This is a genomic window from Streptomyces sp. McG3, assembly GCF_018619185.1.
Taxonomy (GTDB): domain Bacteria; phylum Actinomycetota; class Actinomycetes; order Streptomycetales; family Streptomycetaceae; genus Streptomyces.
In genome coordinates this window covers 1-12,634 of the sequence record NZ_JAAXYC010000243.1, presented here as the reverse complement: position 1 = coordinate 12,634, position 12,634 = coordinate 1, and the positions used below count along the sequence as shown (strand labels likewise).

Genomic DNA, 12,634 nt, shown 5'->3' with positions numbered 1-12,634 from the left:
GAAGCGGGCGGTGCGCGAGCACCACGAAGAGTGCGACGGGGAACTGTACGAGGGCGGAACCTGCACCTGTGACCTCATCCAGCGACTCGGACCGCCCTCCGACCGGGACGGCTACGGAGACGACTTCTGACGGCTCCCCCGCCGCCGTACGAGACCTCGGGCCTGCTATCAGGGCCCGGGGTCTCGTACGTGGTGACTGCAACGCGGTGGTGCAACACCGCTCCTGGAAGCTGGGAAGCGCGCGAACTGGCAGGTCAGGGGTGAAACGCGATGCGGTGTTGCACCCTCCGGCAGCCGGGTCGGGGTGCCTCCAGGCGGTCCAGACGTTCGTACTCGGAGCGAGGGTGCGCGGTGCCGGACGCAGCGCACGGTGCCCTCCTGCGTCGTGGACAGCCAGCCTTCCGCCTTCCAGGCCCGCTCTGGGTGCTCCCGGTAACCGCCGCCGTATTCGTCGTCGTCATCGTTCCGGAGGAATACTGGATGAGCAGTGCGGTACGGCGAGGGACTCAGCCCGGACAAGGCCGCCGCGTTGAACGATCAGCTGCACGGTGAGTGGCGGGCCTGGACTCGCTCAGACCGTCGAGGGCTTCCGGTCCGGGAGCTGAGCGCGGCATGAAGAGCACAGCGGGTTCTCTGGGGCTCGGGCCTGTTGCATGAGATCGAGTCTGGCAGGTTCGCGCAGCTCAGCGCCGGATGAAGGCCGTGTTCCGAACGCAACACGTGTGGTGGCGCTACCTCCGGGCGTCGCTGGCCGTACGGCGGCTTGGGCGCGGGCAGCCGGGGCGCGTTCCTATCGGGTCTTGGGAGCGGCCACTCGGAGGTGAAATCGGCAGGCCGCTGTCTTGTGCGCTGTTGTACCTCTTGGCGCGGCGAGCTTTGGGTTTGGGTCGTGATGTGCCCCTCGTCCGGGTGGTGATCTTTGGTGAGTCTTCCGCGCACCGGTCCCGCGCTGTCACGCTCTGTATGTGTCGATGACATGAAGTGATCGACCACTGGGGCGGCATGCCGCCCTGTGTCGGCCCTCGGGGGAAGGACCTGCGGTGAGCGTGAGAGAGATGAGCCGGTTCCGGCGGGACCCTTTGGGGTTCGTCGAGGATTTCGCCCGCCGCAGTCCGACCGACGTGTTCCGCCTCCCGTGGGGCGCCTGGTGTGTGCGTGACACGGACCTGGCGATGACGGTGCTGCGTGACCCGGTCTTCAACAGCGGGATGGCAGGCTTCTTCGGGGACATGCTCCCTTCTCGGGATACCCAGATCGGCGTCGGCCGAGCGGTGCGCAACACGGTGCGCGATTACCTCCCCGCCTATCGCGAGGCCATGGCCCGGGCGGTAGCTGAACTGCCTGTCGTCAGTGCATGGCCCCGCACTGGTCTCGAACTTGTCCAGCGAGCCACGGCCAGCCTCCTCTTGTACCCCGCTGCCGCGCCCACGTTGCGCCGGCTGCAGGAGCGGAACGTGCAGATCGGCATGATGCGCTCACCCCACATGCGCAACCGAGTGCGGGCAGAGATGCTGCGTCCCAAACGGAGGGCCGCGGCGATCGAACACGTCGCGCAACGTCGGGCCGAAGGCATCCCCCCGGGCCCGCCGCGGGACGTACTGGACGCGGTCCTTGGCGCGTGCCCCTCTGAGGTCACCGACCAGGGTGCGGCGTCGGCGTATTTGCTGCTGGCCCGTTCGATCGTGGGAACCGTCGGCTACGCGGTGGCGTGGGCGCTGCTTCAGGCGTGTGTGCACCATCGGCCGGGCTCGTCGTGGCCGTGGCCTACGGACTGGATGGCGCGTGAAGCGGCCCGCCACCGCCCGGTCGTCTGGATGGTAGGTCGCCGCGTTCCCCAGACTGCCGAGTACGGCGGGACCGCGTTCCAGCCCGGCACCGTTCTCTCCGTCAGTCCTTACTTGCTCCACCACGACCAGCAGCACTGGAGCAAGCCCGGGGAGTTCCGACCTGAACGCTGGGGTGAAGCCGGGGAGCACGGCCCCTACCTGCCCTTCAGTGCCGGACCCTTCACCTGTGCCGGCGCCGCGGTCGCACACACCCTGATCACCGAAGCCCTGACCGCCCTGACCAACGGCAGCCGCCTTTCGGTCCACCGCGCCACCATGCGCCCCCATGTCACAGACAGCGCCGTTCCCCGCGCCTTCGAACTTCAGCGAGACCCCACTCGCTGACATCCCTACAACACCCGAGAGGAGGTGGAATCATCATGATCGCTGCCATCCGACGCATCCTCAGCACTGCACCCGCGTCATTCTGGGAGGGATGGGGCATGCACTGGGCCGAGTAGCCAGTGCGCCCTGAGTGGCCCGCACGTCCAGCACACCAGGACGTGCGGGCCACCGTTCGTGGGTTGACTGAACGGATATCAGCACCGTCGTCGCCAGCGGGCTCACATCAACAACTCCTAGAGTCCTGCAACAGCCCGCCGCGGAGCCACGTCCCCCCGAGAACGAGCCTCGGAAGGTCCACACGCCCAGGTCACGCAACGTCACGCAACAGCTGATCCACCCCGAGAGAAAGCGGATTGCCTCCGTGCCCGTAGCGGTGGGTGGGCTGCTGGCAGCGGGCGCAGGGGCCGGTCTGGGTGCTCACGTCTCTAGAGCCTACGACCGGGGCCGTCCAGGCTGGGACAGTTGTCCTTCAGCGGTGTGCCCTCTCTACGACGGCCCCGAGCCGTCGCCCGCTCCCGGCCCAGCGCAGCGCAGCCCGCTTCCCCGACCTCTCCTTGCCCGCTCCCGCCCACCATCCAGCGCCAGGCCCGGGGAACGAGGGGAAGTCTGACCACTCACCACCGTCCATCCCGCCTCTGAGCTGCACCAAGTCAAGGCATCGCTTCGGGATGGCGCAACAGATAGTGCAACAGTTGGTGCAACCCTTGATGCATCCGATGGTGCTACGCCGCCGCGTGGCCGTGGCCGGAGTCGGTGCTGGGACGCGGGTGGCGACTGCCCGGCGAAGCGTCGCCGTCCCGTCCCACGGGGTTGGGGCCGGAACCTCGCGGCCGGCTGTCGACGCGGAGCTCGTGGTGAGTTCCACCGTGGTGAGGTCGCCGGTGGACCTCCCGCCCCGTACTCCGCTGACGCCCGAACAGGTGGAGCGCGGCTTCCACTACCTCCTGGCGCTGCAGATGGGTGGCGGCGCCGCTGTCACCGGGCGGGCGGAAGCGGACCCTCAGCTGGCGTTCGTCCTGCTGCGGCTGGCCGAGGACATCATCTGGCCCGTCACGGCCGTCGACGAGGAGACCACCGATCCGTGCGCGGACTCCTTCGCGCTGGACGAGGTCGGGTGCGTGCTGCTGTCCGCGCTGCGCGACTGGGCGCGCGACTCCCCCACCACGGCGGTGCCCGGCACCGCCCGCAACATCATCCGCTTCGTCGAGAACGTCGTCCCCGACCCCGAGGACCACGGAGACACCCACGCCACCCTGGAGATGATGTGCGACGAACATCTGGCGCTGGCGCACGCGGTGCAGTGCGTTTCTCCTTGACCTGAGCTGAGCTGAAGTCAAGGAGAAACGCACCGGGTGGAATCCGCGACGCCCGCCTTACGGAGAACCCCCTCGGAACGGAGTCCTGCGATGTCGCCGACGTACTCCTCAGCTGGAGGCCGTTGGCTTCGGAGAGGCCCTCGAAGCGCGCCACCGGCCTGGTGAGTAAGGGCGGGCGAGTGGTCTGACCTGGGATGGGGAGTGGAAGTCACCATGCGGCGGGGAGTGGAACTCACCATGCGGCGGGTGGGGCCAGAACAATCCGTTCCTCATCCCGGTCCAGTCGAGCCCGTGTCTCCTGGCCCGGAAAAAACCGCCCTGGGCGGCGGGCTCTCTCCGTCCGTGGTCCCGGTTCCAAGGGCCCGGCGAGTGCTTGCCGTGGCAGCCAGGTGGGCCCCGACCACCCCGCGCGCTCGTAGTTCCTGGAGGTCGGGCAGGCGTATGCCGGGCAGTGCGTCGATGATGTCGGCTTCGGCTGCGCGAATACTGCTGGGCCCAGAGGGTTCAGGGCCTGTGCCAGGGGCGCGGCGAGTGGTCGATGAGGCTCGCCCGCAGTTGTTGACCCGGGACAACCGGGCGAGTCGCTGGACGGCTGCGTGGCAGATCAACGGGTCGGAGGTCGTCTGGCCAGTCCGGGATATGGGTTCGGTGCTGTCGTCGAAGCCGGTCCGCGGGTTCACCTGGAGGACGGAGCGGAGACGTCCTTACCCGTGCTCTTGGTGCTCGTCATCGTCCCGTTCCTCATCGCGCCCGGCTTTGACCGGGGAAATCAGGAGGGGCCGTCCTCTGGTGGCGGGCGATGATCGGGGTGGGTGTGGCGGTTATCGGTCCTTCGTGGTCTGGTGGCCGGTTCGAGTCATATACCCGGTTCGGGTGCAGCTCTAGTCTGTCGGTGCACGCACGGCTGCACCGCCTGTGCTTCCCGGGGCCATGAGGTCCCGCCGCGGTGGTGCGGAACCTGATCCGAGGGATGACTCCATGTCTTCGTCCACCGTGTTACCGGGTCCGTCGCACCACAGACGCCGCTTGGCCGCTCTCACCGTGATGCCTCTCCTTGCGGCGACCGGTCTCGTGGCTCTGGCTTCGCCGGCTTCTGCGGCAGGGGTCTGCGGGGACCCTGTTGTGACGGCCGCCACCACCACGGTCACGTGCAGCGCCGGCGGTACCGGCAGCCTCACCGTGCCCGCCGCCGCTACCAGCGCGCAGGTCACTCTCAAGGGCGCGGGCGGCGGCCCGTCGACCGACGGCATACCCGGCGGTAAAGGCGCCCAGGTCGTGGCCACGCTCGCTGTGACGCCAGGCTCCACCCTTAACGCCGCTGTCGGCTCCCAGGGCACCACCGTCCCCGGCTACCCGGGCTACGGCGGCTTTGGCGGTGGTCTGGTAGCTGTGACCGCCCCGGGCGGCACCCCGCTGCTGACCGCCGGCTCCGGGGGCGGCGCGGGCGGGCGCGGCTACGGAACCCCCAGCTTCCCCGGCACACCCGGCGGCGACAGCGCCAGCGCGGGAAGCCCCGGCAACGGCGACGCGACCCGCGGCGGCGGCCAGGGCGGCGGTCCGGGCACCGCCACCGCCGGCGGCCCTGGAGGCGCAGGCGGAACAGGCGCCAGCCCTAGCCCCGGCTCCCACGCCGGTCTGGCCGGCTCCTTCCCGAACGCTCCCGGCGGCACGTTCAGCACGGCCTTCTTCGTTCCGTCCGGAGGCGGCGGCAACGGCGGTGCGGGCTACGGATCCGGCGGTGCGGGCGGCGCCGGCGGCTTCGCCGGCGACGCAGGAGGAGGCGGCGGAGGAGGCGGCGGTGGTTCCAGCCTCGTCTCCACCACCGTTCCCGGATCACCGTCCTCCGTCACCGACGGCGTGAACGCCGGTGACGGATCGATCGTCTTCGTCTTCCCCAACCCGCAGGCCGACATCGCCGTGGACGTCACCGCCACACCGCACCTGGGCATCCTGGTGCCGTACCTCACCTACACCCTGACCGCCCGCAACACCGGCCCCGACGCGGTCACCTCCACCACCATCACCGCACCGCTGCCCTCCGGCACGAGTGCCACCAACCTCTCGCCCGGCTGCACCACCAGTGCCGGCACCGTCAGCTGCGCCTACACAGGCATCGCCAACGGAGCCAGCGCCAGCAAGTCCTTCCGCGTCCCGCTCAGCCTCCTCTCCCTGGGACAGGTCACAGTCACCGGCACCCGCACCGCCTCCGCACCCACCGACCCCAACCCGGCCAACGACAGCGACAGCGCCACCTGCACCGTCCTCTCGATCGTCCTGGTCACCTGCCCCTGACACCAAGAGCCCGCACCACCCATCGACTCCGAAGCCCATAAGACCGACGGAGTCCTCCCTTCTCTCCTGGTGATACACCGGCGGCGTGGAACGACCGCCTTTCACGGGTGAGGATCGGGCCGGTCCACCTCGTGCGGGCCGGGCCGGTCAGCCCCTCTGACCAGTTGCGTGCTGACTCCCGGCTGCCGGGTCCCCGGGGACAGACAGGAGACCGGAGCAAGCCGACGTTGATGTGCCCCGCGTACGTGTTCCGCTACGAAGCAGGGCCCCAGGAAATCTCCCGGGCCCTGCTGGCGTCTTGGCGCAGCAAGGGAGAGGGCCAGGGCGTCAACTCGTGAGGATGCATATGGCGCTCCGTCACCGAAGAATGCCAACTGACGTGCCCCACTCTTGCCAACTACAAGGGCATCACAGTCCTCTGACCAGCTCCATCCGACCGCAGATCTGGCCAACCAGACTGCGTCGTCGCAGTGGACGCCTTCGCGGCACAAACCCGTGCGGGCTCCGTCTGGGGCGGCACGGTCAGGTGACACCGGGGCGCGCTCGTACGATGAGCTCCGTGACCACTCGCCGCGTCCTTGGCGCAGGACCCCAGACCCCCGCGCCCAGCAGCATCCGCGCGGCTGAGGCCGACATCCTCGATGCGCTCCCCGGCATACGCCTGCCGGACCTTCACGAACTGCGGGAGCGCGGCGTCGTCGGGTCCCATCTCCCTGGAGCCCTGGGCACCCGTCGGGTCCTGGGGGCCGGGGCTCTGACCGAGGAAGACGCAGAGACTTCTGGCTGATTGATCTGCGGGAATCGGGGGCCGGTTTCAAAAACGGGCCCCTGAATGAGGCGGGTCCGGGGAAGCTCCGGCCAGGGCTTGGCCCTACCTGGTTGACGAGCGCTTGCGCGTTCCAACCGGACCGAGCGGATGGAAGCCGGACCGTCTCTCCGCTGGTAAGGCACCTTCCCACCACGGCAGCCCGCGTTCCAACGAGCGGCGCTGTGTTGGAAAATGGCTGTTCACAGCGTTCCACTGCCGCCCTCCATGTGGAATCGGTGGCCTGTGGCATCGAGGCGTGCCGTAGGTGGCGGGCCCGGCCTGCATTATGGCCGGGCCCGCTGTGCTTATCGCGCCTTCGGCAGCGCGGCCAGCGTCATGCGTTCCTCACCGCGGCGGTTGCCGACGACCCGCCACACCGCCCTGCCCGCCCCGTGCTTCGTCAGCAGGGGCAGGGTCGTGGTCGCCACGGTGAGCCGGTAGGCCACGCCCACCCGGCCGGCCCGCTCGTGGAAGGCGGCTTCTCTCGTGTCCGGGGCCGCGCGGCGTCGGGCCGGGGCGAAGACGAACAGCACCGGCGGGAACGGGCGGTCCAGGGACGGCCCGGCGTAGTTCTCCTGCCAGTGCGAGCGCGGGGGCCGGGCGGCGTTCCCGCGCCCGTTGGCCGGGGCGCCCCGGTAGGCGTCGTAGCGTTCCAGCTTGGCGATCAGGCGGGCGTAGGACATGGTTCGGTCGATCTCCACGAACGCGCTGGAGCCGTTGTTCAGGAGCACCACGCCGTCGGGCAGCAGGTTCCCGGCCGGGGTGGGGTGGGGCGCTTCCACCCGCCAGTCCGCGTGGTCGGCGAGCTGCGCCTGGTGGAAGGCGATGGCGGCGTCGACCAGGGCCAGGCCGTGCTCGCGGAGGCCGGTCTTGCTCGCGGCGATGCGCTTGCCCGTGGCCCGGCCGGTGGTCGGTGCGAGCTCACCGGAGGCCGCTGCTTCGGCGAGACCGGCCGGGGTGCAGTGCCAGTAGCTCTGCTGGGCGCGGTTGGTCCGGCCGACCAGGGCCGGGGACTCCTCCAGCAGGTTGCGCAGCGCCCGGCGTACGTGGTCCGTGTCCTGGTGGTGCGGCAGCAGCAGCGCCTTGAGCTGGCGGGGTGTGGCAAGGCGCAGCTGGGCGAGGGTCAGCAGGACCTCGCCGCGGATATCCGCGCCGGCCTTCGCGACTGCGGTCTTGCGGGGCCGGGACGCTTCTCCAAGTACATCAGTACTTGTAGAAGAGGAGTTGCAACCGGCCGGGGCAGGCGAATCAGGGGTCTGATCAGCGACAACGTTCAGACGGCGGCGAGTGGCTGCGGGGCTGGGTGCGGGGCTTGGCGCAGGGCTCGGAGCGGGGCTCGCTGTCGCAGCGGGGTGCGTCGGGGAAGGGCGGGTGTGCGGATCGGGTGCGGCGGTCATCGGATCCTCGGGATTCTCCGGCCCTACGCGGCCGGATCGGCGACAGGTCCGGCCCGTCCGCGGATGTGCGTACGGGCCGGAGCCACCGTGCGAGGTCACCCCTTGACCGCGGTCTGATGCCCGCCGGCCGCCGGTGTCCGGTACGTCCCTTGACTGCCCCTTGTCCTCCCGGTTTGTCCGTGACCGGAGTCATGCCCGCACCACGTCCCGGAGCGCAGCCTCTGTCCACAAGGCCGGACGCGCACCGTAGGGATCGGCCGGGCACACCAGGCACCCGGCCAGCGAACAGCAAGGAGTTGTCATGGAGATGACGTCGCCCAAGGTGCCCCAGCTCGCCCCGGAGCAGATCCTGCGGGCCTGCGACTACGTGGAGCTGGTCTGGCAGGACGACGAGGAAGCGTGGGCCCGGCTGGAGGAGTTCCACCGGGACGGCAAGGAGCTGGCGCAGCTGGTGGGCGAGTTCGGTGCGCTGCTCCTGGACCGCTACCTCACCGTCGTGCCGGACGGGCACGTCGACTGTGAGGCCGGGTACGTCATGGACAAGCTGGTGGCGGTGGCCACCTGGTACCTCAAGCGGTGGTGCTACTCGGGTGGCGGGGCGCAGTGCGCGTACACCTCGGCGGGGTTCCTGATCGAGTGCATGCAGGAGGTCGACCAGGTTCACCAGTTCCTCGCCGATATCCGCCGCGACGCCTACACCGGGCGGCCGGTGGCAGCGGCCTGAGCCGGGGTGGCCGGGCCAGCGGCCTGGGACGGAGATCTCTCCTCTCCATCGCGGCCCGCTTTCGGTGGTGATGCCGGAGGTAGCGGAGGTGGGCAAGGGGACACGGCCTGCCGTGCGCGATGGATCGGGTGGCGTCCACTCCTTCGCCGCAAGGCCACCCGCTCCCACCCGATGTCATGGATCGGATGGGGTCCACCCCGTCCGTGCCACCGGCGTCGGTGGAGCCCATCGTGCGGAGTGGGCTCCACTTCCACTCGGTGGGTTCCACCGACCAGTGGAAGTCCGTTTCGCCCCTTGACCACCCCTTGACCGCCTGATCTGTCCACTCTCCGAGTGACTCCCGGTGGGCTCCACTCCGCTCGGTGCCACCGGGAGTGGGCGCCACCCGACGCACCACTGCGGCTTCCACTCTCCGGGTGGGCTCCACTCGCCTCGGACACTGCCTGAGCGCATCGAGTGAATGGCGGAGCCCTCGTGGCCACTCATCCACGGCGGCGGCCGCGCCCGGTGCGCCGCCGGCTCGCCCGGCCCGCGGGGTACTGCCGTGAGCGGGAACGGCACTGGACGGCTGGTGGCTTCGGCACCGGGTAGAGCGCCGCGCGCAGCCGGGCCGCCTCGGCGAGCTGCTCCAGGCGCTCACGCTGCGCCGGTGACAGGTGCGGCAGCGTCGGGGCAACCATGAGGTCTCCGTGCTCGAAGGGAGCGGTCCCCCGCACCCTCGCTGCTCCTGCGTGGTCTCGGCGGTGGCGGACCGGTTGCGTCCCGGCGTCTGGCCCGGTGACTTCGCCGCCCGTCCCGCCCGACGGGCCCAGGCGGGCTGTCACGGCTGGAGGCCCTGGCCCTGGCCGGGCTGCTGGTGATGCTGGTGCTGCTGCTCGTGCTCCTGGCGGCGCTGGTCGGCCGGTCCGGACGGATCTGCGGCGGCCGGGAGCTCCCGCTCCTCGATGGCGCGGCGGCGGGCGTTGGCCTCCCGGGTGAAGGCCGCGAACCGGTCCAGGTTCTCCGGTGTGCGCACCCACGTCTCCGGGTCGGTCGTACGGCCCTCCAGGTCCTGCGGTGTGCGCGACGTCGCCAGGCCGGCCGTACGGCCCTCCAGGTACTCCTCGGGCATCGCGGCCTGCTGATGGGTGTGGATGGCTGCGGCCCGCTGCGCCGGGGTGAGCGCGGCATCCCGGCCCGTGAGGTCGACGGCGTGCGGCGCGTCCGACGTCCGGTCGTGCTGGTGGTCACCGGAGTGCGCAGCATCCATCGCGGTCGCGGCCGGGGCGTCGTCCTGTGCGGCGGGTGTGGGGCGGGCGGCGCGGATCGCGTTCTGGACGGCGAGGCTGGCGACCCGGGCCCGCTCGTACCGGCTCGACTCCCGGGGCGGCTTGCCGTCGGTCCCGGCGATCCACCACCGGTCGGGCTCGGCGAAGTCGGCGGTGTAGAAGAGCTGGTCGGCGGCCGGGGCCGGTCGGCCGGGCTGGACGACGGTGGACTGCTGGCCGTGGGCGGCCAGGGCGCGGTTGGCGATGTAGTCGTCCAGGCCGCGGCTGAACTCCTGGCCGCGCAGGGTCTCCAGCAGATGCCGGCGGGCTTCGGCCAGGACATGGCGGCGGGCGAACTTACCTCGGACGGTGAAGACGACCGCCGCGACGTCGACGGCGGCGAGTACGGCGTCCACGTGCGGATCGACCCGGGCCCGGATCGCCGCCCCGGCCGTACGGCAGCGCTCAAGGAGCCCGGCGACCATCTGCCGGCCGAACTTGAGGAGGGCGGACGCCTTCCACCAGGCGAGCAGCTGCTTCAGCGGGCGCGGGGTCTTCTTCTCGGGGCGGGTGTCCTGCGCCGCCCACCTGGCTTCGTCGACTGCAAGTAACAGCAGTTGTCGATAGTTCTGAGCGGCATTGAGTGCCCGACGGGCGACAGAATGTTGACGAGTTCCGACGGCGCTGTGGGCACTCGGAGGCCGGAGTCGGGCACAGCAGGGCTTCGCCCCGGTTATAGGGAGGGTGTGGTCGGCGAGACGCTCAATGCCTACGGCCGGATCATCCTCGTGCCCGCGCGGGTGGGAAGGCCCTTCTGTGGCCGGTCAAGCCCGTCTACGATCTTGTGCCTGGGTTGGGGGAGGACGTGGACGGGTGGCGAACGGGTGGCTGAGACTATGTTCCGCAGGTGGCGTGGGCTGTTCCGGCAGCAATGCCCGCAGGAGGCGGCGGTCCTCGAAGCCGACATCACAGCGTTCGGCGAGGAACTGGCGCGCGCTGAACTCGTCCCGGTGGACCAGGGAACCGCCGCTCTCGCCCTTGCCGACTACGAGCGGGCGCTCGATGCCTACGAACGGGCGAAGCGGACACTGGTGGGCGGCCACGGCCGCAACAACCAGAAGGCCGAGGCCGCCGCGCTCGCCTTGGAGGAGGGGCGACACGCCCTGGCCTGCGCGCAGGCCAGGGCTGAAGGTATGCCTCTGCCGAAGCTCCAGCCCCCGTGCTTCTTCGACCCCCGTCATGGACCGTCGGTGACCCGAGTCTCCTGGAAGCCTCCGGAGGGGGAGCCGCGTCCCATCGACGTCTGCGCGGCGGATGCGGTCCGGCTCGGGGATAACCGGCCCCCCATCGCCACTGACAGACCCTTGAACCGGCGCCCAGATCGTGCCGTGCCCAAGGAACAATCCGCCGAACCCGTGGGGCGGTCCGCCGCCCCCGCGCCGGGCGGGCGTCGGCATCCCTACCGCATCTGGCCACCTGACACCCCCGTCGCACAGCGCGCAGAGGGCCAGGGCGAGGGCAAGGCGCGGCTCCGACGCCCGGAACGCGGCCAGCCGGTGCTCTTGGTGGTCCGGCTCGACGGTCCCGGCCGCGTAGACCTCCCCGGCTTCCCAGCTTCCCGCAGCGTCAAGGCCGGTTCCAGCCTGCGCCGCATGATCGTCCCGCTGCCCGCGGACGGCGGTGAGTACATCGGAGTTCGGATCCAGGCGTCAGGGCCGTGGCGTGCCTGGCTCCATCCGCCCCAGCACATTCCCGTTCTGGAGTCTCGGATCAACTCCCGTGGCCCATACGTCTTCCGGTACACCGGCGGCCCGGCCACCCTGATGCTCAGGCAGCACGGAAGCGGCGCCCTCCGCCTCCACGAGCTGACGGAAGCTTTCGAAACGGGGCTGCCGCTGTTCACAGGCAACGGCACCTGCAACGGCCAGACCCGCCTGACCGGGCCTACCCTGATCCGCGTTCGCTCCAGCGGGAACTGGCACCTCACTCTCCAGTGAGCACTCCCTGCAGAAAGACGAAGGGCGCGGGCCACCTCGGCACCGGCGGTGCGCCAAGAGAGGCGCCATCAACGACGCTCGTGCCGTCGCCGGCGCGCCTCGAGCCATGAGCACCTGGATACCGCTCTGGCAAGAATCCCAGCGCCTCCCGAACTCATCGATATCGCCCGACCCTTGATCCAGGCACCTCCCGAACACGTCGACAAGTGACTTCACTACTGCTCGATAGAGCCACCCACCACCCGAGACCGTGCCGGGCCTTCTCGCCGGGCAGCCGCCCGTACTCCTGGACATACGTGTAGGTGAGGCCCTCGAGGACGTCCTCGATCCGCTGACGGCGAGTGGAGGACCAGCCGATGAGCTCGGAGTCGACACCGGCTATCTCCATCACCGGGCGCAGGCCCGGCGCCACTTCCCTGGGGGCCGTCGCCAGTCCCAGCTCCTCGCACACCTCGGTCGTCATCGTCAGGGTGTAGAGCGTTCCGGCGGCCACCACATGCCGGTAGAGCCGGTAGGTATCCAGCGCGCCCCACACCGGGTCGCCCGCCCGAGACCGCGCCTGCGGCTCCCCCACCGGCCTCCGGCTCAGGGCCCGCCGCCCGGGTCGAAGACCTCATCGCCGCCTTCGGAAAGGTCCTGAGCACAGCCGGCAACCGCGCCCCCTCCCCCGGGCGTCCTCGCC

Annotated in this window: 9 protein-coding genes; 5 read left to right on the top strand and 4 right to left on the bottom strand. The window is 70.4% G+C overall.

Features of this window, described 5'->3' with window-relative positions; genetic code table 11:
- Window positions 1-1,040: 1,040 nt before the first annotated feature.
- The 3 genes from HET64_RS29110 to HET64_RS39710 all read left to right on the top strand — a co-directional run bounded on the left by HET64_RS29110 (window position 1,041) and on the right by HET64_RS39710 (window position 5,779).
- Complete coding sequence (locus tag HET64_RS29110; protein WP_308370400.1) at window positions 1,041-2,171, top strand: cytochrome P450; 1,131 nt, start codon at window positions 1,041-1,043, stop codon at window positions 2,169-2,171.
- 854 nt (window positions 2,172-3,025) lie between these two features.
- Complete coding sequence (locus HET64_RS29105) at window positions 3,026-3,487, top strand: hypothetical protein (RefSeq protein WP_215110137.1); 462 nt, start codon at window positions 3,026-3,028, stop codon at window positions 3,485-3,487.
- Window positions 3,488-4,609: 1,122 nt separating this feature from the next.
- Window positions 4,610-5,779, top strand: coding sequence for a hypothetical protein (locus HET64_RS39710; RefSeq protein ID WP_308370399.1), 1,170 nt, complete (start codon window positions 4,610-4,612; stop codon window positions 5,777-5,779).
- A 1,113-nt stretch (window positions 5,780-6,892) separates the two neighbouring features.
- Here HET64_RS39710 and HET64_RS29095 read toward each other — a convergent pair.
- The gene (locus tag HET64_RS29095) at window positions 6,893-7,984 is read right to left on the bottom strand and encodes a replication-relaxation family protein (RefSeq protein ID WP_215110135.1); all 1,092 of its coding nucleotides are present in this window, start codon (window positions 7,982-7,984) and stop codon (window positions 6,893-6,895) included.
- A gap of 301 nt (window positions 7,985-8,285) precedes the next feature.
- On the opposite strand from HET64_RS29095, the gene HET64_RS29090 reads away from it, so the two are divergent.
- On the top strand, window positions 8,286-8,708 hold the full coding sequence (locus HET64_RS29090) for a hypothetical protein (RefSeq protein ID WP_215110134.1): 423 nt from the start codon (window positions 8,286-8,288) through the stop codon (window positions 8,706-8,708).
- 482 nt (window positions 8,709-9,190) lie between these two features.
- Here HET64_RS29090 and HET64_RS29085 read toward each other — a convergent pair whose 3' ends face one another.
- Complete coding sequence (locus HET64_RS29085) at window positions 9,191-9,388, bottom strand: hypothetical protein (protein ID WP_215110133.1); 198 nt, start codon at window positions 9,386-9,388, stop codon at window positions 9,191-9,193.
- Between the two features lie 140 nt (window positions 9,389-9,528).
- A complete protein-coding gene (locus HET64_RS29080) occupies window positions 9,529-10,440 on the bottom strand; it encodes a hypothetical protein (RefSeq protein ID WP_251146028.1) in 912 nt (303 codons plus the stop codon).
- Window positions 10,441-10,701: 261 nt separating this feature from the next.
- On the opposite strand from HET64_RS29080, the gene HET64_RS29075 reads away from it, so the two are divergent.
- Window positions 10,702-11,952 (top strand): hypothetical protein, encoded by a 1,251-nt coding sequence (locus tag HET64_RS29075; protein WP_215110132.1) that lies wholly within the window; start codon window positions 10,702-10,704, stop codon window positions 11,950-11,952.
- Between the two features lie 154 nt (window positions 11,953-12,106).
- Here the strand turns inward: HET64_RS29075 and HET64_RS29070 are convergent, their stop codons facing one another.
- A complete protein-coding gene (locus HET64_RS29070; RefSeq protein ID WP_308370398.1) occupies window positions 12,107-12,526 on the bottom strand; it encodes a relaxase domain-containing protein in 420 nt (139 codons plus the stop codon).
- Between the last annotated feature and the right edge of the window lie 108 nt (window positions 12,527-12,634).

Coding starts and splice junctions, on each gene's coding strand:
- HET64_RS29095 (WP_215110135.1), bottom strand. CDS start 7,984: ATGACCGCCGCACCCGATCCGCACACCCGCCCTTCCCCGACGCACCCC.
- HET64_RS29090 (WP_215110134.1), top strand. CDS start 8,286: ATGGAGATGACGTCGCCCAAGGTGCCCCAGCTCGCCCCGGAGCAGATC.
- HET64_RS29085 (WP_215110133.1), bottom strand. CDS start 9,388: ATGGTTGCCCCGACGCTGCCGCACCTGTCACCGGCGCAGCGTGAGCGC.
- HET64_RS29080 (WP_251146028.1), bottom strand. CDS start 10,440: ATGGTCGCCGGGCTCCTTGAGCGCTGCCGTACGGCCGGGGCGGCGATC.